Genomic DNA, 22,730 nt, shown 5'->3' on the forward strand with positions numbered 1-22,730 from the left:
AATTAAATAAAATTTAAAGGGGGAAGCATCCCAAATTCAGGTTCTAGATCCGATAAATCCGGGTCAATTATTTTCGGGATTTCTTGATTTCCCATTTCCTGGAGTTGGTCAATATTTTCCTCTATTAATAACCGCAAGTTGAGAGTCAGAGAACTAAATCTATATCCTTCTCTAATATCCTTGATCCAAGTTTGAATAATGTTGTTGAGTTGATGATCTTTTATAGCTGACAGGCTGAGTTTTTGCAAGGTTGCGCGGATATCTTCTTTGATAGCGGGGGTAAAAATCTGTTCTGGCATATCTTCTTGACTTGGGTTTAGATCTAAAGTGTAACTGTATTGTTCTGGTGAATCCTTAGGTTGCAGATGAAATGTATATTTAACCATTCGCAGTAACAGTCTTATCTTTAACTTCTATAGTGATTTGTCCTAATTTGCGGGTATCACCAACTTTTAGAGCTTGACTGGTTTTTTTCATATTTTTTCTAGCTGCATACTCTTGATCAAACTGCATAATAATGTTTTCTCCTTCTTTAAAGATTTTAGCAGTAATCGGTGTAAATCCATCGGAGGCATTTAAGGGAATTTCTACATTTAAAAAACTACCAATTAAAATTGGCTTTGTCCCTAATAAATAGGTGGTTTGTTCCGTTGCAGTCCAATTTACTAATAGATAAGGTTGTGATTCTAACTGCTTTTGTTCTATCCAGGCGATCATTAAACCAATGAAAAACCCGATCATAGACGTACCGGATAAACGCCCCAAAACATCGCCAAAAATACTGCGTGTAATTAAGAAACCACTACCACCAATTCCTCCCCCAACTGTTCCACCTAATAAAGCATTTTTTAGTTTTAAATTGGGAACAAAAAACCTAGTCCCTCCTCCTACTAATGCACCCAGAATCACCCAGGCGACAATATACCCAGTTATTTCTAACCCAGCTATACTGGAGAAAGGTAAAAATACAATTTGTCCGGTTGCACCTGCTATCATACCCGCAGCTAGACTACCAAAGGTGCTAATAATGCCTTTACGTACTGTTAATAACGGCAAGCGCGTATAGCGGTTTTGTCCCATAATTAAAGCCAGGGATATTCCCATGGCTAAAAATGCTGTCCAACCACCAGTGCTTAATACTAAAGCAATGATACTGTAGTTTTCGCCGGAATTAGATCCCAGTAATTGTTTATAAATTGCGGCTTCGGCGTTGCGAAATGCTTGCTCAAATTGACCAGAATTAGCATAAAATACTAAGGAGCGATAGCGAAGCGCTCCGTAGGAATCGCCTGTAATTTGAGTTAAATAACTTAAATCCGCATCCCCAGTAGCAACTGCAATTAATTTTACTCCTGTTTTTGTGGTAACTAAGGCTGAATTATAAGCCAAATTAGGGTCATCTGGTACACCATCGGTAAATAAAATGATATTTTTATTTAATGCAGTTGTTTGTAATTCTCCTAAAGCCGCGTCAATACCTTCAGCCATTGGTGTACCTCCACTTTCTGATAGAGTATCAACGGCATTTTTTAAGGTGTTAGCGTCCTGTGTGAGTGGGGTAGCGGTTTTAATTTCCCCTCCAAAACTGACTACTGCTAGTTGATCTTTTTGTAAATCACGACGTTCTATAAATCTACTAGCTGCTGTTTTCACCTCTGTTAATTTTCCATCACTCATACTTCCAGATGTGTCAATTAATAAAACTATGGCTTGGGGAGTGACGGAAGCAGGTGGGTTTGATTTACCTTCGGTTAAGTCCAAAAATGGTTCTCCTAATAGAATTGCGGCTGTGAGACATCCACTAGCACCGTATATTCCAAATAGTAGGGGTTTGTTATTTTTTAAGCGTTTAAATGGGTTAAGCATACCGTTTATTAAAGATTGTTTTTTAATAGAAACTATTAACCAGCATCAGATATTTTTTCATTATTATATATTTTCCATGTACCATTGTCTTTTGCAAAGAAATAAATATAATCAGTTTGATATTCACCAGAATTTGTTTGATCAATTCCTTTTTCACCCTGTAAATATAATTCCTCTACAATTCTAACTTTAATATATGGTCTGCTTCCAGAATTAGAAAAACCCATAATATTTGTAATTGCTGATTTATTATATGTATAGTAATAATTATATTTTTGTAACCAGTCTATTGAACCATCTTCACCTCCCACCCTTTGATAAAGTTTTCCTGTGGCTAGTTCATTTAATAAATCTCTATCAAAAGGTGGTGCAAATATGCGGGGTTTAGCTGCATACCATTTCTCGACTAATTCTAATGCTTGTTCTTGAGAAATATCATTTTCCGGTTGGATATTATTTTTTTCTGAACTAGATTGATAATTATTATTATCAGAAGTCCTTTCAGAAGTTGCTTCAGGAGTATCAGTGGGTGATACAGTAGGGATACTAGCAGCAGTCTCTAAAACCCCTAAACCCATTGTTAAATCAAAGGTTTTTACCCCTTGAGGTGCAGCAACTTGAATAATATATTTACCATTTCTGGGTAACTCTCCACCTTTGAAAATTGTATTATCTGGAGTAAATACCCAAAGACAAACATCCGCATCTGTATTATAACTTAACTTTTGTCCTGTTGTTGCTGTAAAGGTATAACCAACATTTTTATTAGCGCTAACCTGACCAGACTTAGTAACTGTACTTTCATTTAATACAACCTCCTCTACATCTTTTCCACTCAAGGAAACCATGGGTTTTTCCCCACAACCAGAGGAACTGATAGCATTAGAGGAAACATTGGCTAGAGGATTTTCTATTGTTTGACAACCGATAACTGATAAACAGGTAGAGTACACAACCAAATTTTTCAACATATTAAATCATCTCAGGTTTGCTAAACAAGAATTAATTTTCATCATGGTGCGGATTTATCATTAATTAACCATTTACTATCATTTTGATTCCAGATTAAATAAATACGATTGCGAGAATCTTGAACAGTTTTCCCATTATTCATATAATACCATAATTCTACATCTAAAGTAACATTATCACCATTATCATTGACAATTTTAACATCACCAATTTTTATTTCTTTCACACTATCCCACCATTGTTGATATTCTGCATAAGTACCAGAATATTTATTTTTAAACTGATTTGATAGTTGATTCCTCGTTTGACTATATTCACGGTTGTTTAAAGATAAATAATGATTTCTAATAAAATCAGCCGCATCTTTTCTGGGTGAATTTTCTATATTAGTTTGACTGGTTTCTAAAGGTGTTTGACTAGTTTTTAAAGGTGTTGGTTCTACTGATGATAATGATTTATCTGCATCGTTTTCTAATTCCAATCCTAAATCAAAGGTAGTAGAACCATTCATAGCAGCAACTTGAACAGTATATTTACCATCAAGAGGTAAAATAGAATTAGTAATTAATTGATTATTTGGTGTATAAACCCAAATACAAACATCTTGATTAGTTTGATAAACCAGTTTGTCACCTGATTTAGCCGTAAAAGTATAACCAAGGGATTTATTATTAGTCACCATACCTGTTTCCTTAATAGCCTGAGAACCTAGAGAAATAGCTTTAACATTGTTGGTTTCTAAAACTGCTGTTGGTTGAGTAGGACATTGGGAAGTAATGACTTGATTTCCTAGCTGATTTTGAGAACAAGCAGTGAGAAAATAAAGACTCAAAGAAAATAAACATATTCGCCCATATTTTGCAAATACACCCATATTATTAATCTCTTTGTGCTTCTGCTTTGAGATATTTTCCCCAATAGTGAAAAGGGACTACCCCACCAATTATAACTATTAATAACACCGATATGACCATAATCAGACGTACTCCCAAAGGCAGCGATCGCCCAAAGACAGGCATAATATATTCTATGATTTGCGACTCCTTAGCTTTACCTTTTTGAGAACTCACTTCCACCTGCACCTGATGTTTAGAACCCCGTTCTGCGTCCTGTTGAGTAAAGGTAATTTCATACTCTCCTAACAACGCATTCAGAAATAATTGCAAGTTCTCGGCTATCCTTTCCGCATTACCAGAAAACTCCGCAATTCCCCCCGTTAATTTAGCAATTTCCCCCAGTCTTTTTTGGTCTACAAATTCTGCCTCTGGTACCTTACCCTTTTTCAAATCAGCACGAGTAGCAGGTCTGCCTAATTTATATTTTACACCTAATTGTTCCGGTGTCAACCCATAACCTAAAGTATGTACCGTAATATTTTCATGTCTTTTCAGCAACTTAGTTAAAGATGCAAAATCAGCCCCCTCATTAGGTACATTGTGATATCCGTCAGACAGGAGAATTATTGATAATCTAGGTTGTGGTTGGAAAGAATTTTCTGGTAAAGAAAAACGGGAGTCCTCAGAATTACCTAAAAACTTCACCGCTTTGGTTAAAGGTTCATATAAATCTGTAGACGCACAGGGAGTCAAACTTTTGAGATAATCCAGATTATTTTGCAGTTTAAAATCATTGGCCGCCAAAAATTTATCCAGAGTTTCTTTATTTACAGGGGATTCGGGACACTTACTACCAGCTTTACCAAAAGGAACAATAGAAATTTGAGTATTTCCACCCCGTTCAGCAGAAATTTTAGTAAATTCACGAATTGCATTAATCGCACCCGCTATTTTTTTAGTGCCACCACTATCTACTTGATTCATACTGCCACTAAAATCTAGTAGAACTACAATCCAAGCGGGAGGAGGTACAGTCTCTTCTGGGCTTTTCCAATCTTTAGGTTTTAACTTGACCTCCTTTTTATCAACCGTCAATTTAAAATTAGTATCTTCCAAACCCATGACAGGCCTATCATCTCCACCTTTAACCTTAATTCTAATTGTTACCCTGTCATCTTTGAATGTGGGACTACCAATGATTTCTGCCTTTTTTACCTGGGCTAAACTAGGACAAACCATAGTCAGAAGCAACAACAAGGATAGACTAAGCCTGGGGGTCCAAAAAGCGGTTGTAGTAGACAAAGCGATAATATTTTTCCTCATTAATCTCATCTCCCTCAATGGTGTAAAAGGTCAATACATAATTATGCTTCAAGGGGATCATCTTTCGAGATTTTGTACGGACACTATTTATTTCTATGGCATAAAAGAACTGTTTATCAGGAATAAGCAGCGCCGTCCGGTTTTCTAATTGAATATCGGCCAGGTGGGGAGGTAGACCAGGAATAGAAATAGTGCTGTCAATACTAGAACCAATGGTAATAGTCTGATTTCCCGGTAATGAGATAGATAAACCTTCTTCTATTTCATCCTCATTCAAGCTATCATGTGGTGTGACAAAAGAAAGCACCGATTTATTAATGTAGGGATAAGATTGGTTAAGGGTGGGTAGTTCCGAGTCCTGATCATGATTTTTAGTGTCTGGTTGAATGTTTAGTTGAATGTTTGGTTTAATATCTGGTTTAATCTCCCTATATTCAAAACCACGACCAGCCCGCAAAGCCGCGAGATAACTAGGGGAATTGGTGAGACTAAAAACCCCACCCAGTAATAAACCTAAAATAGAAAAACCAATAGGATCTTCTACACCCTTGAATTGTGCCGGCATTGTCCCCAACATAACGCGAATGATCTCAAATATAATTGCTGCGGCAAGACTTGCCCCACTAGCAGCAATGAAGCTGGTTTTTAGTCTTTGTTGAAAGCGTTTTTTACTCCCCGCCTCCATGCTGTACCAACGCCAACTTAAACCCTCTGCAATACCCACAGAACTACCAATTAATAACCATCCTAATGTTCTCACAATGGGAGTCGGTACACTAATAATTGGTAAAAACAGGATTTGGGAAATAATACCAGCAATTAAACCAGAAAGTATCCCTAAACCCAAAGCTATTAATAGGGGCTTTTGTGCCGTTTGAAAACTGCGTTTTGGTCTGGTGGGGTTACTGACAAATATTTCATTCATTACCATACCAAAAGCCAGGGAAACCGCTATACAGGGAAAAAGGGTAATTTCGGGAAATTGTGTAAATAACCCCAAATCTGTGAGGAAAAATTGACCTATATTCCAGCCTAGTAAAGCCGATGTCATGCCGGCTAGTATGTAAAGGTAGATTCTCATGGTTGCTGTATCCTTTAGTTGCTTAAATATTAATCTTAAATATTAATTTTTAGATTAATTTTTAGGGATAAGGGTGTAAATTGAGTTCGTTAATAAAGCGATAATCACTTTGATTTTTGCTTAGTAAATAACCATTAATACTAATTGCTATTGCTGCAATAAAAGCGTCAGGAATTAATAGCCCATGACTCAATTTAATGATTCAAGTTTATCAATAGCAACTTGAATACTTCTAGCAGAGTCAATTAAAATATCGGTATCTACAACAATAATGTTATTCATCTTCTATTTCCACTGATTTTGTCTTAACTGACGCAACCATTGATTACTATCTTCCATATCTTTTCTATCTTTCCACATGCCAATAAATGGTTCATTTTCTAAATTTATAGAATTATTTTGCTGCACAGGAAACGATGTAGTTATATTTTGAGAGATGATCTTTTTTTCTTCATCATTTAAAGAGTTAATAACTTGAATCAGGGAATCAAGTAATTTAGTATTCATTTTTTTATCCTCTTATTGTCAGTAAGGAAAGGAAACCTATAAATTTACAAACTTCCTTAGGGTAGCATTCCCCAGGAAATGATGGTTTCACTGTGGCGTTTTTGCAATTTATCATTTTCAATGCAGTATTTATATTTTACAACAATTCAGTATTTTTTGTATTTTTTATTTCCCCTCCTTATAAAAAAACCAGATTTTCTTATTTCCCCCCTTGGGAGGGACTTTCGTGGAGTAAAATTACCGGACACCACGTTTAAAACATCCCCCCACATTGTACAACAATTCAGTATTTTCTGATTTCCCCCCTTATAGAAAAAAACCAGATTTTCTTATTTCCCTCCTTGAGGGGGACTTTCGTGGGGTAAAATTACGGAACTTTTTTACGAACTAAGTAGGTGAACGGAAAAAACCGACATAAGTAACGAAAAGTAAAGTTACCCAAAACCGTTCGGCTGACGCTCACGGCGAAGCCTCTTACCTCTTCCCTCTTACCTCTTCCCTCTTACCTCTTACCTCTTACCTCTTCCCTCTTCCCTCTTACCTCTTACCTCTTACCTCTTCCCTCTTCCCTCTTACCTCTTCCCTCTTACCTCTTCCCTCTTACCTCTTACCTCTTCCCTCTTACCTCTTACCTCTTCCCTCTTACCTCTTCCCTCTTACCTCTTACCTCTTCCCTCTTCCCTCTTACCTCTTCCCTCTTACCTCTTCCCTCTTACCTCTTACCTCTTCCCTCTTACCTCTTACCTCTTCCCTCTTCCCTCTTCCCTGTCCCCTGTCACCTGTCACCTGTCCCCTGTCACCTGTCACCTCTTCCCCTGTCCCCTGTCACCTGTCCACTGTCACCTGTCACCTGTCCACTGTCACCTCTTCCCCTGTCATAACGACAATTTTTAACGCCAACCTACTTAAGGCCTGTACTTCCTGTTAAAACTCTTTCTAACTTTTCTAGGACCTCTTCTCGTATATGTTCTTCTGTTTTTTCGTCTTAGTTGTGTTCGTGATATTTCTTGACCGTTTTTGTTAATGTTGTTAGGTATTTGATTTGGTTTTGTTTTTTCATCAATAACATCATCTACAACCACTGGAACTAATGGCTTGATTGCACTAAAAGCATAACTTGTCTCTGGCTCTAAAACTCTAACCGGACAGTTTTCATCATCGTGGAAAGTCTTACTACACAAAGATTTTTCAATATCAATAGCACTAGTAGAAGATTGCCAATTTTTGACATCAATAAACGAACCACTGACTAAGATTAATAGTGAAACAGGAACAACAAATTGAATTTTCATATCCACCTCCAAAGTAATCAAATCAAGAACATGATCAATTAAATTCTTTTTTACCCCACCCTTTTGCAAAGGGAACAATCTCCCACCAATACATCCGGGGGACTAGGTGGCGTAATTTAACTCTACTACCTCACGGCTTGGGTTTGTTCTTGACTGTTGACTGTTGTGGTTTCATGGCTGCTGAAATATCATTTTTCAATTTTTTGTAAAGGTTAGAACTTTTTACATCATCAGTACCATTACTAGTATCATTTTTCTGTCCCAATAGCCATAAACATATCCCGAATGGCAGGTTACATTGATTGCTTTTATTACCATTACCTGCATCTGCAATAATTTTTTGATATGTTTCATTCTTTTTAATTTGATAATTATAAATTGCTGTCATCCATTGCTTTTGAATCTCTAAAGTCGGTTCGTTACCAGGGTCTAAAGCCTCATATTGAAGTGCTGTACTTCCTGTTAAACTTTCTAACTTTTCTAGGACTTGTTTTTTTATATCTTCTTCTGTTTGTTCTACTGTTGATGATGTTGTTGATTCTCCTGATTCTTGATATGTGCTACCTCCTGTTTTTTCACTAACAACATCATTCACAACTGCTGGAATTAATTGCTTGATTTCACTAAAACTATAACTTTTCTCTGGCTCTAAAACTATAACCTGACAGTTTTTATCATCTGGGAAAGTCTTGCTACACAAAGATTTTTCAATATCAGTTGCACTAGTATAAGATTCCCAATTTTTCGTACCGATAAACCAACCACTGACTAAGATGAATAGTGAAATAGGAACAACAAATCGAATTTTCATATCAACCTCCAGAGTAATAAAATAAAGAACATGATCTATAAATTCAACCAATGTCGGTTTCCGTTTAATCTGTAAGCCGTAAACAGTAATATGAGAGTTGCGGTATTTTTGATAAGGTACATTAGTAGGATGGGGATGAATTTGGAGATATTTTTTATAAGCCATCTTATAAAATAAATCATTAGCAACATTGCCTTGACTCACTTGATAGAAATATGCAGCTAACTCATATTCTTTTAACCTTGCCAATAATTCAGCTAAAGGTTGATATTCTTCGCTTTTATGATTTCCTTTTTGAATACCTTGCCAATTACTTATTAAAGTTGCCCAAATTTGCTTTCGACTTTTAAGACGGTTAAAAAATTTCTGGTCCAGTTGTCCAGCAAAATAATCACAAATTAATTGTAAATCATATTTAACATCGGTAATAAACTCTTTTTGAGCATAAAACCAAGCACTACCATCTGTGGTTAATAACCAATATACACAATCTACCGATATTTGCTTATTCAATAAATTTAATATTAGATAGTTAATCCCTTTTGTTAGTTGCTCTTGAGGACGAGGAAATAAAAGCCCAATATCTTTTTGCAACTCTAAAGATATAGTTTGATGCTGGTCAGGTTTCTTAACCTCTTGCATATTCAACCATGCCAAAAACTCCGGTAATGTTTCTGGAATTACTATTGCTCTTAGGGTTATTAACCGCACCAATTGGGGACTATAAATTTTTTGTTTGATGGCAATTTCAGCACCTTCTTTATTAAATAGAGTTTCCCAGTCTTCAGCAGTGACATTCTCATTTTCTAACCCTGCTACAATTACCCCCACCGCTTCCGGTTTGACTTGGGAACTGTGGATTAATTTCCTTATGGCTGGTCTTAGTGATGTTTCTAAGTTCATTGATTTCGTAAATTAGCTTTTAGTAATTTTTTTTAGCCCGTCAGTCAATCAGTCAGACGGGGAATTAATTCCCCGCTACGGTGTGGACACAGTGAATTACAACAAAATCTCGTTTTTACCCCACCTTTTTGCAAAGGGAACAATCTCCCACCAATACATCCGGGGGACTAGGTGGCGTAATTTAACTCTACTACCTCACGGATTGGTTTTGTTATTGACTTTTGGCTGTTTTTATTTCATAGCTTTTATATCATCTTTCAATTTTTTGTAAAGGTCAGAATCTTTTTCATTAACACCATCACTAGTAGTAGTGTTCTGTCCCAATGGCCATAAACATCTCCCGAATATTTGCGGGTTACATTCATTGCTTTTATTACCATTACCTGCATCTGCAATAATTTTTTTATATGTTACATTCTTTTTAATTTGATAATTATAAATTGCTGTCATCCATTGCTTTTGAATCTTTAAATCTGTCGGTTCTTTACCAGGGTCTAAATCCTCATATTTAAGTCCTGTACTTTCTGTGAAACCTTCTAACTTTTCTAGGAATTGTTTTTTTATATCTTCTTTTATTTTTTCTACTGCTCCTGGATTTTGTTTTGTTTTTTCACTAACAACATCCTCTACAACCGCTGGAATTAATTGCTTGATTTCACTAAAACTATAACCTGGATTTAAAACTATAACCTGACAGTTTTTAATATCTTTGTTTTGATCATTTTGGGAAGTCTTGCTACACAAAGATTTTTCAATATCAGTTGCACTAGTATAAGATTCCCAATTTTTCGTACCGATAAACCAACCACTGACTAAGATTAATAGTGAAAGAGGAATAACAAATTGAATTGGCACAATATACTCCTGGGTGATAAAATCAAGGACATGATCAATTAAATTCTTTTTCGGTTCAAGACGTAAACCAAAAACAACAGGTGAGCGACGATGTTGTTGATTAGCTACTTCATCATATAAATCTTTGTCAACTATTCCATCACTCACTTGATAAAAATATGCAGCTAAATCATATTGTCTGAACTTTTTAAATAATTCAGCCAAAGGTTGATATTCTTCCCCTTTGTAGTATCCTTGTCGAATACCTTGCCAATTACTTATTAAAGTTGCCCAAATTTGCTTTTGGCATTTAAAATTATTTTGCCATGAATCTTTTTTAATTGGTGGTTGAAGATGATGGAGTTGTGAATCATTTTCAGAACCCACAGAAGAACTGGTAGTCAATACTGAATTAGGATCAGGGTAAGAACTGCTTTTGTATGCAGTCTTAGGACTAGAAAAATGATCATCAATTAATTGTAAATCAGCCTGAATATCAGCAATAAATTGTCTTTGTGCATAAACCCAAGCACTACCATTTGTTGTTAATAACCAACAAAGACTATCTACAGATATTTTCTGATTTAATAAATCTAATAGTAGATATTTAATCCCTTTTGCAAGTTGTTCCTTAGGTAATAAACCCCGAATAGCTTTTTGCAATTCTAAAGATATAGTTTGATGCTGGTCAGGTTTTTTACCCCCTTGAATATTCAACCATGCTAAAAACTGCGGTAATGTTTTTGGATTTACCATTGCTCTTAGGGTTATTAACCGCACCATTTGGGGACTATAAATTTTTTGTCTAATGGCTTGTTCCGCACCTTGAGCATTAAATAATTTTTCCCAATATTCAGCGGTAACTTCTTTATTTTCTAACCCTTTAACAATTTCCTCTACTACTTCTGGCTTGACAGTGGAACTATTGATTAAACTGCGAATGGCAGATTTTAAGGCTGCTTCATCAACATTTATTGCGGAAACAACCTGACCTGCATTAGCAATAGCTCGTTTTAATCCTTCATAAGCCTTTTGTGATGCTGGTTGAATTACCTGAAACCGTTCTGGTTTTTCCAATGCTTCTACATTAAAAGCCCACGCAACAGGTAAAACTTTTTTAGACTTGTTAAATTTTGTGATTGCTAGGGCGTTAAGAGTATATAAATCATGTTGATTTTCTGCTGGTAATACTATTGCTTGATCTTGTGCAAACGGTAAAGATTCATCCTCTTTTGTCAGGTGCGGTTGACCTGATTCTCTCATAAATAAAAAAGGACTATCTTGAAAATCTAAGGGGTTAAATGTTGGTTTTTGGTTTTGTTCCCACCAAGCCAATATAAACCGTAAATTATGATCTCCCTGACACAAAAAATAACGATAAAAAGCCGCACTGCGTCCCACTTCATCCTGTCCTCGTGTGACAACAGCCATCACAGACCAAACATCATCACCACTTCCTACTATTCGGCCGATAATTGCTGGCTTTTCCGTAGAAGATCCTTCAGTTAAAGCAAATTCCTGATTAGCAATAGACCTTTCTACCACTGGAGGAATAGGGTTAATAGTAGCGTTCATGTATTGTCCGGTAAAACCCAGAGACACCCAACCATTAGCCCTTTCTTGAACGTGAATACCTGTACTAAATTCGTGAATTTCAATATTTGGTGAACTCATGTTTTTAACCTTTATCTAATTCTGGATGACGTGAACCTGTACAAAGCCAATAAATGGGAGCAACTAAACCAAAAGGCCGCCAAAGTTTGGGATTTTTAATTACCGCTGTTACCCCTCCCCTATTTCTACTTAATAAATTAACATTTGGTTCAGGATATTTACTACCCAACATCCCAAAAGCTGAAGCTGCAAAAAATTCTATGTTACCCCCTCCCATTTGTTGCCATGATTGTAATTTTCTGCAAACTTGGGGAAACCTTGCTGATGCTAAAAATGCTGGTTTATCTCGATTTACCCACAAATCAGATTGTTCACATTTATTCAAAACTAAGGCAATGCGCCGCTTACTTGCACCCAGATCATTCCGGTCTAGTGCTAACAGCAATTTATCTAAACCATTGGCATATTCTAAGTCTTTGCGCCGACTACTACCATCAACTAAAAACAGAATACCATTACACTGTAAACAGTCTTCTAAATATTCATCTAATAGAGGATCTTTGACTTTATGCAGCAAGTCTGTAAAAAATTCCCCAGCATAATCTTTAGAACTGACGTTTAAATTCAGTAATTTAGCACCTAATTTTTTTTCCTTGAGCGTAATTTGTAAGGTGCAATCTTTCACCTCTGACACATTTTTACTTAAATCAGTTTGTTCTAATTGTAAACCTTGTTCTAAGATATTTTGAGCTTTATTGATCAGGTCTTCTCCCCCTTCGTCCACTGCGGTTACAGCTTGCACTGGACTATCAGGATCAGCATTTGGCCATCGGGCTAAGGAGGCCATATATGTGGTTTTTCCAGAAGTGCGATCGCCTATAATTCGTAATACTGCACTACTTTGTAATGGGGGCTGATTTTTATTCTTAAATAAATTAAACATCTTCTTTCATCCTCTTACCTGTACTTAACCAATAGAGAGGTGAAATCATGCCATAGGGCGACCAGTTATCGGTTTCTCGTAACACAGAATATCTACCCCCTTGTCCTAATTCTTCCTTACGATTGGGGCGCGGATCTTTATTTCTTAAAACCCCAAAGGTAGATATGGCATAAAACTGTAAATTTTTATGAGAAATATTGTCTTTTAAAAATGACAGAGTTTCCGGGAAATGAATAGCAAATAAATCATTTTCAGGATCTAAACGACCAGGCCACAGTTCCCCCCGTTCACATTTACTCATGGCTACAGCTAACCGTAAATCATGCAATCTTCCCTGTTTATCCATTAAATCTATAAACCTTTTAAAGACTCGTTTATAAAATTTATCCGTTCCTTGTCTCCACTCTGTTAATAGAATTAAACACCCTTGAGTATCTTTACTTAAACACTCATTCATAAATTCTTCATGTAATGGATCGGTAGAGACTGATTCTAACTCTTTAAAAACCTCTCCTGGATAGTCTCGCACAGCTAAGTTTAGCTGCTCTAGTTTTCGCCATTTTTTCTGAATTTCAATCATGAATGAATAGACTTTCAAATCATCAATTGATTTCACATATTTCTGAGTAGGTTCTAAGGATGCACCCTCTAAAATAATGTTTTCCGCTTTGTCTGCTAATTCTTTGGTTTCTTCATTCAATGCTTGCACTTTAAAATTTTTCTTTTTCCATGTTGCTTTTCGTGGTTGATAAGCCAAAGCCGCTAAATAAGTAGTTTTGCCAGAAGCCTGTGGTCCGATGATATGAATGTTGCTCATGTTACACCCTTTTAACTAATTAATTATTTAATTATTTCAACAACGGAGAATGATGAAGATAGTCCCAGCAATATACAGCAAGTAGCTTTGAGTGAGGTACACCTTGTGCGGGCAAGATGCCCGCACCACAAGAGTTTTATTATTAATATCTGTACTTCACAATATCCGAAACTGCTGTAACTCGCGGCTATACAAACAAAGTCCGCAGAAAGTGGACTAAATAAATGATGAATTTCCAATCCGTACCGGCGGGTTTTGCCTGTGTAGATGGGATTTCTCATGACCGGTGCTGGTTTCAATCCCTGAAAAAACCTGAAAAAATTTGTTTAACACAATTCCCACCTATTTCGCTAAAAAACTACCCAAATAAATCCAAGGTAATTCTAATAAACCTCGATGATGAATAGATGTAATGAAACACCGCACCGAGCCACCGGAAAGACCATTATTTAATTGTTCTAATTGGGAATAAATCGGACGAAAATATCTTTGTAAAACATAAATATGCCGCTGCTGCCAGTTGAGGGAACTACCATAGGGCTTATAAGCTAGTTTACCACCTTCCTTGGTCAAATCACAAAATAAATCAGCTTTATTGATACAAATCGCTAAATGTCTGACATTAGGACATTGGTGATGAAAAAATTCTACCCACCTATCAAAACGATTACACCATTGTTTTTGCGTGGCAAACTGCTCCACGTCTATACCTGGTTGTAAATCCATGCCCCGATGGGGTGGCAAAATCAGCAACAGGCCCTCACTGTTACGAAGAGTTTGTAAAAATTGATTCCATCTTTCAGGACCATCCTTTTGCAAATTCCTGTCCCACACCTCCCCCGCTGTATCAATCCAATCTACCACCATTTGCTTATTACCAGACGGTAGCCGCACCTCCATCTCCAAATACCTGGGGTGTGGCATTTGCCGAGGTGTTGCGTAGGGCTGTGAGTTCTCATCCAACAATTGCACCCTCAGATTGTCATAATCGAGATTGGCAACTTTGACATATTCACCTTTGGGGTTGACCAACTCTAGGGCCAAGTGAGTCTTACCTGTTGCGCGATCGCCTATGTATACTACTCCCACCTTGATTATCTTTAGTACATTGGGTATATTTAAGTGCCATTATACAATAATTGTTTTGATACAAATAATCATTTTTAGATCAAGTTTTAAGTTTTGAAAAATTAATCATAGCTTCCGTAGGTTGACATGAAAAAACCAAGCCCTGTAAAAAATCTAAAAAAATCTAAAAAAATCTAAAAAAATATACAGCAGTTTCCGATATTCACAAAGTACAGATATTAATAATAAAACTCTTGTGGTGCGGGCATCTTGCCCGCACAAAAAGTACAGATATTAATAATAAAACTCTTGTGGTGCGGGCATACTATGGCTAACGCCACGCTACGCGAACGACCAAGTGTTACAGTGAGCTTGTCGAACTGCTCAGTACAAGTCTTGCCCGCACAAAGTGTACCTCATTCAAAGCTACTGGCTGTAAAATCGCTGAAAACCTCTTGCATTATACAATATAGAAATTAGGTGCGTTTTAACTTACACACCTAAATTTACTTGATATCTAATAAGGATCTGAGTCAAATCTTCCCCGCTTGACACTTCTGAGATAATAACCTCGTGACGGTAGTTTATTCAAATCGAAACTGTCACCTTGGGGAACTCTCCAAATTTTATAGTCGTGATAAGTGAGAGGAGTTCCTTTTTCACAAACTTCTGGGGGATGATCTCCTAACACAAAATAGGCTGCACCTTTACCCATAACTTTAGCAATACCATATTGATCAATCAATAAAGAAGTTTCTTCACTAATTGCTATCCCTAAAGCAGTTGAAGATACACCATCTTGAATTTGCCGAGCAATAAAAACCATAATTCTCCCCATTCTTTTGCGTTCATTAAAATGGGTATCAATAATAGTCCCTCGCAAATGCTTCCACTGAAAAAAGTTATAGGTAAAAGTAATATTTCTGTAAGGGTCATCAAGGGCTTCGTAAGTTTCAATGCTATCCACACAAGCGCAAGAATCATAAACATATTCACTTTGAATCATTGCCCCGGCACTTGTACCACCAATAGCACCACCTTGATCATAAACCGACTTGATAGCAACTTCTAATTTAGTATTTTTCCAGTGACGAATATATTCACATTGATCACCTCCAGCAAAGAAAATTACTCCAGCATTTCTGACTTTATCAAAAATATCCGTTCTGTTTGCTTCTTGGCGGTTACGAATGATGAGAGTTTCTACATATTTGACACCTTTCATGGAATAAATTAACTGATTGTAATCATCCTTACCAGCAGCCCGAATCACTAAAACATTAACTTTAATATCGCTGTTACTACCCCCCCTGACTTGATTAATCATCCATTGAATGGCATCATCAACATCAGTACCACCACCACCTAAGTTATGAACAGGACCGGCTAGTTTAGGTAATTGATAAATAGGTTCAGGGGGAGGAGTTTGGTGATCAGCAATGATATCCTTGAGGAACTGCTTTAACTGTGCTGTCAGACGGCCGATAATTTGGTTTACCACCCTCAACAAGCTGTTTTTTGCATTCTGCAAATGCCTGGATATATTTGGGAATGCTTTTGTCATATTCAAATCTTGTCAAGCAAACAGCAATCATTTCTAACTCTCGCATTTGAGGAGCTAAATTCCCAGCGTACAGGGTTTGTACTGTTTTTTTACGGCTAATAATCAGAGTAGTCTTTAATTCTCCTCAGAGAAGATGAATGCAGTAGTCTAAATTAATATTAAATTAATATTAGTTTGGTTAGTTTGGGCAGTTATCAACCGCGTCTACACAGACAAAACCCACCTGCATGGGTTGAGAAACCCTGATTTCATCAATTACCGTTTTTTATCACTACCAGATAATTTCTCCTCGTTCTTTGACTGTTCTTTTGTAAACCATTTCTGTTTGCTGACCTAATTTTGGCCAACTAAATCGTTTTTCTAAATCTGCATAGGCATTATTTACCAACCATTGACAATAATCTGGGTTTCTCAAAACTTCTAAAATTCCCCAAGCTACAGAGTCAGGATCATTTACCCAGGTAGTAATTCCCGTTTTTGTATGTTGAACTACTTCAGGAAAACCACCAGTATCGGAAACTATCACTGGTACGCGAGAGGCAAAACTTTCTAAAGCCACAATACCAAAGGGTTCATAAAGACTGGGGAAAACCGCACAGTCGGCGATAGTTTGAAATCTATCTAAGTATTCATCAGAGAGAAACCCGGTAAAGTAACACTTGTGCCAAATTCCTAAATCCCAAGCTTGACGTTTTAGATGTTCAGTATTACCGCCGCCGACTATGATAAATTTAACATTACCGCCCATTTCCCAAAGCACCTTGGGAGCAGCATTAAGTAACACAGGTACGCCTTTTTCGTAGGTCATGCGACCAAGATAATAAACAATTTTTTCATCATCCGTGGCAAATTGTCGCCGAAAATCTTGAGGATGAAAATCTTTGTCATGTCGTTTCTTTTCTGGGCGAATACCATTATATATTACGTCAATTTTATCACTAGCAACAGAAAGCGATCGCCCGATTTCTCGACGCATATATTCACTACAAACGATTACCCGCCAAGCATTTTCAGCTAGTGCATATTCTTTATTATGAATATAGCGTTGGGTATCATTGTGAATACCATTATAACGTCCATGTTCCGTGGCGTGAATGGTGGCAATTAAGGGAATTTTAAAGATATACTTAAGAGCGATCGCAGCATCACCAACTAACCAATCATGGGCATGAATCAAATCAAATGGCTCCTTTTCCCTCAACAACTTACCACCATAAGCGCCCATACTCTCATTTAAATTCACCACCCAGTGAAAAAAATCGTTACTAGCAGCCACGTGGACACGATGAATATGAATCCCCTCAACGACTTCATAAAGGGCTGCTTGACCAAATTCAGGGGTAATGAGGTGAATGTCATGGCCTAACTTGATCAGTTCCGGGTACAACTCAGCAACGTGACGAGCAATTCCCCCGACTATCCTGGGTGGAAATTCCCAACTCAGCACTAATATCTTCATTGACTTGACTCCCCGATGATTGACAAAAAAATCCAAATATATAAAAACTATATTTATAGCAGGGAACAGGGAAAAGAAAATTAGAAATTAGAAATTAACGAAAACTGCTCCTGAAAAACCGGACAAAATAGGACATCATTCAACAATTGTACTAAATAAATCATCTCAGGGTAATGGATAGCCGAAGCGGTTATACAAATTTATTGAATTTATCGAATAGGTTGGGTTAAAATAATACAGGACATATTATAAATAAATTCACCAACGGGGGAAGAAAAGCTAATGCAAATCATCCGTCTGCCGGTACTTTCAGACAATTATATATTTTTACTGCATGATCCACAACAGAATATTGCGGCTGTTGTTGATCCGGCCGAAGCGCAACCAGTATTAGACGAATTGACAAAATTAAATGCTGATTTGGTAGCAATTTTTAATACTCACCATCATGGTGATCATGTGAGTGGAAATACTCAATTGATGAAAAAATTTCCCCAAGTGACAGTTTATGGAGGTGCGGAAGATAGAGGCCGGATTCCGGGACAGCAGGTATTTTTAGACAACGGTGATCGCGTCCAATTTGGAAATCGTACTGCTGAGGTGTTGTTTGTTCCTGGCCACACCCGCGCTCATATTGCTTACTATTTCCCGCCAGAAAGCCCAGGAGAGCCGGGGGAATTGTTTTGTGGTGATACATTGTTTGCTGGTGGTTGTGGTCGTTTATTTGAAGGTACACCGGGGCAAATGGTAGCATCTTTAAATAAACTACGGGCTTTACCGGATGATACTCGCGTTTGGTGCGCCCATGAATATACTTTCAGCAATTTGCGGTTTGCTGTGACTGTAGACCCGGAAAATGCGGATTTGCAAAAACGCTACCAGGATGTTAAAACTCAACGGGAGGCCAATGAAGCCACAGTTCCATCACTTTTGGGAATAGAAAAACTCACAAATCCTTTTTTGCGTTGGGATAAACCGTCTTTACAAGCAACAGCGAAAAGTCATGAAGAAGTTCAAACCTTTGCCCGGATTCGAGGCATGAAGGATAATTTTTAGTCTGTACTGCATTTAATTTGTAGAATGATAGCGGGCAGGTATAGCGGGCAGGATGCCCGCACCACAAGACTTAGCTATATTAAGATTGTATATAGGGTTTGCTGATAGCGTAGCGTGGCGTTAGCCATATAAACCTAAAACCATTTATTAACAAAGGGTTTCGCGGATTTTTACCATAAAAAAGTGCCAGGTTTTGGCTAATGGTGTCTGAAAATGAATTGCATTTTTCTTTGTCGGATTTGGAAAATTGAGGATATCCAGACAGTTAAAACTGTTCCCAGTTAAGAGTTAAGAGTTCCCTTTTAATTTTTAATATTTTTATTTATGGGATTTAGTATTGCGATCGCTCCCCAAATTTCGCTACAATATCAAGGCTGTGGGTATGTTCAAAGTCGCTGAGGATCAAGCTACAATCTTGTCAGCCACACTGATGACATCCAAATAACTAAGATATTACAAAGAAAAGCGAAAAACAATGGCGAAACGTGTGCAATTGGTTTTAACAAAAGATGTCAGTAAACTGGGAAAAATCGGCGACTTAGTAGAAGTAGCTCCCGGTTATGCTCGTAACTATCTGATTCCCCAGAGTTTAGCAGATCGGGCGACACCGGGTATTCTCAAACAAGTAGAACGGAAACGGGAAAAAGAACGCCAAAGACAATTAGAACTCAAACAACAAGCAACTGAACAAAAAGCAGCTTTAGAAACAGTTGGTAACTTAAAAATTGCCAAGCAAGTTGGTGAAAATGAGGCTATTTTCGGTACTGTTACTACCCAAGATGTAGCAGATGCTATTTTAAAAGCGGCTAATCTAGAAATAGATCGTCGTGGTATTACCATTCCTGATATTAGCCAATTGGGTACTTATAAAGCGGAAATTAAGCTCTATTCTGAAGTAACAGCAGAAATTAATATTGAAGTCGTCTCTAACTAACGGATTTCAATTTAATTTTAGATTTTGGATTTTAGATTTTAGATTTTAGATTTTAGATGGACTCCAGTAATTAGTCCGGGGGCTTGTCAATTTTGGATTTTAGATTTATACCCGCATAAATTCGGCGGAATCAGATTCAGACTAGGTATGAATTTTCAATCTTTAATCCAAAATCCAAAATTTAAAATCCAAAATTTAAAATCTAAAATTTGGTGAATTACAGCTTTTGGTATAGTTAAAGTATAAATACAAACTATAAGAATCCAATAAACCTAATGGCTGAAGAACTGAGTTTTCAAAGTGATGGTAGTAATCGCCTACCACCACAAAATATCGAAGCAGAGGAGGCGATTCTAGGGGGTATTTTACTAGATCCGGAGGCTATTGGTCGAGTGAGCGATCGCTTAGTCCCCGAAGCCTTTTATATTAGCGCCCATACAATAATCTATCAGGCCGCTTTGCGTCTTCATACGCAACAAAAACCCACAGATTTGCTTTCCATCACCAGTTGGTTAACAGACAATGATCAACTAACAAGAATTGGTGGAAGAAATAAATTAGCCACACTAGTAGACCGCACGGTTTCAGCGGTGAATATTGATGCTTTAGCAGGGTTAGTCATGGAAAAATACCTGCGACGACAATTAATTAAAGCAGGTAATGAAATTGTACATCTGGGTTATGAAACAGAAACAGAATTACCAATTGTTCTAGATCAAGCCGAACAAAAAGTTTTTAATGTCACCCAAGAAAAACCCCAATCAGGATTAGTTCATATTGGTGATACATTAATTAATACTTTCCAAGATATTGAAACTCGTCATCAAGGTATTGCTTTACCAGGAATACCCTGTGGTTTTTATGATTTAGATGCTATGACTAGCGGTTTTCAGCGTTCTGATTTAATTATCGTAGCTGGGAGGCCGTCAATGGGGAAATGTCTCAGTTATGATTCAGAAATCGTCTTAGCAGATGGACAAATTGCCACAATTGAAGAATTATATCAGCAACGGCAAGGTTCATTATTAACATTAAATGATGATTGGAAATTTACCTTTACCCAACCATCTGCATTTGTAGATGATGGAATTAAACCAGTTTTTCGCATCACAACTCGCTTAGGACGGGCAATTGAAACCACAATTACTCACCCATTTTTAACTATTAAAGGTTGGCAAAGATTAGAAAATTTACAAGTAGGAAATAAGATTGCCATCCCTCGCAAAATAGATGTGTTTGGAACAGAAACTATCCGCGAGTGTGAAGTCAAATTATTAGGTTATTTAATTGGTGATGGTGGTTTAACTAATAGCACTCCTAGATTTACAAACAGCAACCCATTATTGCAAACAGATTTTTCTGAAGCAGTAACTGAATTTGGTGGTTTGTCAATAACAAGGGAAGATTCCCCAGGACAACAGACACCTTCATTATGTGTTGGATTAGAAAAATTAGGTTTATGGGGTAAAGATGCTGATACTCAAACTATCCCAAACATTGTCTTTAAATTAGAAAAATCACAATTATCATTGTTTCTAAATCGTCTTTTTGCCACTGATGGTTGGGCTACTGTGCTTAATAGTGGTCAATCACAATTAGGTTATTGTACAGTCAGCGAAAGACTAGCAAGACAAATTCAACATCTGTTGTTAAGATTTGGTATTATTGCTGCTTTGAAAAAGCGGTCTGTGAAATATAATAATACCCGTAGACCAGCATGGCAATTAGATATTACTGATGCTTTATCTATCAAAAACTTCATTGCAGAAATTGGCATTTTTGGCAAAGAAGCAGCATTAGCAAAAGTTACAGCAGCAATATCTCAAAAAAGATATCAAACCAATCGTGACTTAATACCTGTAGAAATTTGGGAACAATTAGCAGCAGCTAAAGGTAGCGAAACCTGGAGTAGTTTAGCAAAACGATCTGGGATTAAAAGCTATACCAATATTCATGTCGGTAAACGGGCATTAACAAGAGAAAGATTATGGATTTTAGCCACTGCATTAGACAAATTACCACTTCAGCAATTAGCAAATAGTGATGTATATTGGGATGAAATCATTTCCATTGAATCAGTTGGTAACAAACAAGTTTATGATTTAACAATTCCTAAAACACATAATTTTGTCGCTAATGATATTTGTGTTCACAATACCGCCTTTTGTCTTAACCTTGCTCATAATATTGCTGCTGGTTATAAACTACCGGTGGCTGTTTTTAGTTTAGAAATGTCCAAGGAACAACTAGTACAAAGACTATTAGCTAGTGAAGCAGGAATTGAAAGCAGTTATTTAAGAAGTGGTCGCATTAGTCAAACGCAATGGGAACCGTTAAGCCGTGCTATTGATAAGCTTTCAGAAACACCAATGTTTATTGATGATACGGCAAATATTACAGTTACACAAATACGAAGTCAAGCCCGAAGACTGCAAGCAGAACAAAATGGAAATTTAGGATTAATAGTCATTGATTACTTGCAATTAATGGAAGGAGCAGGTGATAATCGTGTGCAAGAATTATCAAGAATTACCCGTTCTTTAAAAGGTTTAGCGAGGGAATTATCTGTACCGGTTCTTGCTTTATCACAGTTAAGTCGGGGGGTGGAAGCAAGAACTAATAAACGGCCAATGTTATCTGATTTAAGAGAATCGGGATCAATCGAACAAGATGCGGATATAGTAATGATGTTATACCGTGATGAATATTATTCACCAGATACTCCAGATAGAGGAATTGCCGAAGTGATCATCGCTAAACATCGGAATGGACCAACAGGAACAATCAAACTATTATTTGATCCTCAATTTACAAAGTTCAAAAATCTAGCCAGACAAAACAGTTGGTAAT

Annotated in this window: 19 protein-coding genes; 3 read left to right on the forward strand and 16 right to left on the reverse strand. The window is 37.0% G+C overall.

Features of this window, described 5'->3' with window-relative positions:
* Nucleotides 1-2: 2 nt before the first annotated feature.
* The 16 genes from H6F39_RS00405 to H6F39_RS00475 all read right to left on the reverse strand — a co-directional run bounded on the left by H6F39_RS00405 (nt 3) and on the right by H6F39_RS00475 (nt 17,890).
* A complete protein-coding gene (locus H6F39_RS00405) occupies nt 3-386 on the reverse strand; it encodes a hypothetical protein (RefSeq protein WP_190396023.1) in 384 nt (127 codons plus the stop codon).
* The gene (locus tag H6F39_RS00410; protein WP_190396024.1) at nt 379-1,866 is read right to left on the reverse strand and encodes a VWA domain-containing protein; all 1,488 of its coding nucleotides are present in this window, start codon (nt 1,864-1,866) and stop codon (nt 379-381) included. The genes H6F39_RS00405 and H6F39_RS00410 overlap by 8 nt, the downstream gene beginning before the upstream one ends.
* A 35-nt stretch (nt 1,867-1,901) precedes the next feature.
* Nucleotides 1,902-2,837, reverse strand: coding sequence for an ARC6/PARC6 family protein (locus H6F39_RS00415; protein ID WP_242028587.1), 936 nt, complete (start codon nt 2,835-2,837; stop codon nt 1,902-1,904).
* Nucleotides 2,838-2,878: 41 nt separating this feature from the next.
* Nucleotides 2,879-3,712 (reverse strand): hypothetical protein, encoded by an 834-nt coding sequence (locus H6F39_RS00420; protein ID WP_190396025.1) that lies wholly within the window; start codon nt 3,710-3,712, stop codon nt 2,879-2,881.
* A 4-nt stretch (nt 3,713-3,716) separates the two neighbouring features.
* The gene (locus tag H6F39_RS00425; protein WP_242028588.1) at nt 3,717-4,997 is read right to left on the reverse strand and encodes a vWA domain-containing protein; all 1,281 of its coding nucleotides are present in this window, start codon (nt 4,995-4,997) and stop codon (nt 3,717-3,719) included.
* Nucleotides 4,939-6,078, reverse strand: a complete 1,140-nt coding sequence (locus H6F39_RS00430; RefSeq protein WP_190396027.1) for a hypothetical protein — start codon at nt 6,076-6,078, stop codon at nt 4,939-4,941. Before H6F39_RS00430 ends, H6F39_RS00425 begins: the two co-directional genes overlap by 59 nt.
* 61 nt (nt 6,079-6,139) lie before the next feature.
* The gene (locus H6F39_RS20925; RefSeq protein WP_255501485.1) at nt 6,140-6,271 is read right to left on the reverse strand and encodes a hypothetical protein; all 132 of its coding nucleotides are present in this window, start codon (nt 6,269-6,271) and stop codon (nt 6,140-6,142) included.
* A 92-nt stretch (nt 6,272-6,363) separates the two neighbouring features.
* Nucleotides 6,364-6,585, reverse strand: coding sequence for a hypothetical protein (locus tag H6F39_RS00435; RefSeq protein WP_190371389.1), 222 nt, complete (start codon nt 6,583-6,585; stop codon nt 6,364-6,366).
* A 905-nt stretch (nt 6,586-7,490) separates the two neighbouring features.
* A complete protein-coding gene (locus H6F39_RS00440) occupies nt 7,491-7,946 on the reverse strand; it encodes a hypothetical protein (protein ID WP_137908031.1) in 456 nt (151 codons plus the stop codon).
* Nucleotides 7,947-8,007: 61 nt separating this feature from the next.
* A complete protein-coding gene (locus H6F39_RS00445; RefSeq protein ID WP_190396028.1) occupies nt 8,008-9,591 on the reverse strand; it encodes a hypothetical protein in 1,584 nt (527 codons plus the stop codon).
* A 231-nt stretch (nt 9,592-9,822) separates the two neighbouring features.
* Nucleotides 9,823-12,099, reverse strand: a complete 2,277-nt coding sequence (locus H6F39_RS00450; protein WP_190396029.1) for a hypothetical protein — start codon at nt 12,097-12,099, stop codon at nt 9,823-9,825.
* 4 nt (nt 12,100-12,103) lie between these two features.
* A complete protein-coding gene (locus H6F39_RS00455) occupies nt 12,104-12,982 on the reverse strand; it encodes a GTPase domain-containing protein (RefSeq protein WP_190396030.1) in 879 nt (292 codons plus the stop codon).
* The gene (locus tag H6F39_RS00460) at nt 12,975-13,799 is read right to left on the reverse strand and encodes a hypothetical protein (RefSeq protein ID WP_137908027.1); all 825 of its coding nucleotides are present in this window, start codon (nt 13,797-13,799) and stop codon (nt 12,975-12,977) included. The genes H6F39_RS00455 and H6F39_RS00460 overlap by 8 nt, the downstream gene beginning before the upstream one ends.
* Nucleotides 13,800-14,141: 342 nt before the next feature.
* Entirely contained in the window at nt 14,142-14,888 is a 747-nt protein-coding gene (locus H6F39_RS00465; protein WP_190396031.1) for a hypothetical protein, read from the reverse strand.
* A gap of 496 nt (nt 14,889-15,384) precedes the next feature.
* On the reverse strand, nt 15,385-16,431 hold the full coding sequence (locus tag H6F39_RS00470; protein WP_190396032.1) for a cyanophycinase: 1,047 nt from the start codon (nt 16,429-16,431) through the stop codon (nt 15,385-15,387).
* Nucleotides 16,432-16,702: 271 nt separating this feature from the next.
* On the reverse strand, nt 16,703-17,890 hold the full coding sequence (locus H6F39_RS00475; RefSeq protein WP_137908024.1) for a glycosyltransferase family 4 protein: 1,188 nt from the start codon (nt 17,888-17,890) through the stop codon (nt 16,703-16,705).
* Between the two features lie 282 nt (nt 17,891-18,172).
* Here H6F39_RS00475 and gloB point away from each other — a divergent pair, with 282 nt between their 5' ends.
* The 3 genes from gloB to dnaB all read left to right on the forward strand — a co-directional run bounded on the left by gloB (nt 18,173) and on the right by dnaB (nt 22,729).
* Nucleotides 18,173-18,946: a hydroxyacylglutathione hydrolase gene (gloB, locus tag H6F39_RS00480; RefSeq protein WP_137908023.1), complete on the forward strand. Its 774-nt coding sequence runs from the start codon at nt 18,173-18,175 to the stop codon at nt 18,944-18,946.
* A 475-nt stretch (nt 18,947-19,421) separates the two neighbouring features.
* Nucleotides 19,422-19,880: a 50S ribosomal protein L9 gene (rplI, locus tag H6F39_RS00485; RefSeq protein WP_137908022.1), complete on the forward strand. Its 459-nt coding sequence runs from the start codon at nt 19,422-19,424 to the stop codon at nt 19,878-19,880.
* A 275-nt stretch (nt 19,881-20,155) separates the two neighbouring features.
* Entirely contained in the window at nt 20,156-22,729 is a 2,574-nt protein-coding gene (dnaB, locus tag H6F39_RS00490; RefSeq protein ID WP_190396033.1) for a replicative DNA helicase, read from the forward strand.
* The last annotated feature ends 1 nt before the right edge of the window (nt 22,730 follow it).

The organism is Dolichospermum sp. FACHB-1250, assembly GCF_014696335.1.
In the GTDB taxonomy this organism is placed as follows: Bacteria; Cyanobacteriota; Cyanobacteriia; order Cyanobacteriales; family Nostocaceae; genus Dolichospermum; species Dolichospermum planctonicum.

Excerpts from the sequence above, each read along its gene's own strand:
- H6F39_RS00405 (WP_190396023.1), bottom strand. The coding sequence starts at position 386 with ATGGTTAAATATACATTTCATCTGCAACCTAAGGATTCACCAGAACAA.
- H6F39_RS00410 (WP_190396024.1), bottom strand. The coding sequence starts at position 1,866 with ATGCTTAACCCATTTAAACGCTTAAAAAATAACAAACCCCTACTATTT.
- H6F39_RS00415 (WP_242028587.1), bottom strand. The coding sequence starts at position 2,837 with ATGTTGAAAAATTTGGTTGTGTACTCTACCTGTTTATCAGTTATCGGT.
- H6F39_RS00420 (WP_190396025.1), bottom strand. The coding sequence starts at position 3,712 with ATGGGTGTATTTGCAAAATATGGGCGAATATGTTTATTTTCTTTGAGT.
- H6F39_RS00425 (WP_242028588.1), bottom strand. The coding sequence starts at position 4,997 with ATGAGGAAAAATATTATCGCTTTGTCTACTACAACCGCTTTTTGGACC.
- H6F39_RS00430 (WP_190396027.1), bottom strand. The coding sequence starts at position 6,078 with ATGAGAATCTACCTTTACATACTAGCCGGCATGACATCGGCTTTACTA.
- H6F39_RS00435 (WP_190371389.1), bottom strand. The coding sequence starts at position 6,585 with ATGAATACTAAATTACTTGATTCCCTGATTCAAGTTATTAACTCTTTA.
- H6F39_RS00445 (WP_190396028.1), bottom strand. The coding sequence starts at position 9,591 with ATGAACTTAGAAACATCACTAAGACCAGCCATAAGGAAATTAATCCAC.
- H6F39_RS00450 (WP_190396029.1), bottom strand. The coding sequence starts at position 12,099 with ATGAGTTCACCAAATATTGAAATTCACGAATTTAGTACAGGTATTCAC.
- H6F39_RS00455 (WP_190396030.1), bottom strand. The coding sequence starts at position 12,982 with ATGTTTAATTTATTTAAGAATAAAAATCAGCCCCCATTACAAAGTAGT.
- H6F39_RS00460 (WP_137908027.1), bottom strand. The coding sequence starts at position 13,799 with ATGAGCAACATTCATATCATCGGACCACAGGCTTCTGGCAAAACTACT.
- H6F39_RS00470 (WP_190396032.1), bottom strand. The coding sequence starts at position 16,431 with ATGACAAAAGCATTCCCAAATATATCCAGGCATTTGCAGAATGCAAAA.
- H6F39_RS00475 (WP_137908024.1), bottom strand. The coding sequence starts at position 17,890 with ATGAAGATATTAGTGCTGAGTTGGGAATTTCCACCCAGGATAGTCGGG.
- gloB (WP_137908023.1), top strand. The coding sequence starts at position 18,173 with ATGCAAATCATCCGTCTGCCGGTACTTTCAGACAATTATATATTTTTA.
- rplI (WP_137908022.1), top strand. The coding sequence starts at position 19,422 with ATGGCGAAACGTGTGCAATTGGTTTTAACAAAAGATGTCAGTAAACTG.
- dnaB (WP_190396033.1), top strand. The coding sequence starts at position 20,156 with ATGGCTGAAGAACTGAGTTTTCAAAGTGATGGTAGTAATCGCCTACCA.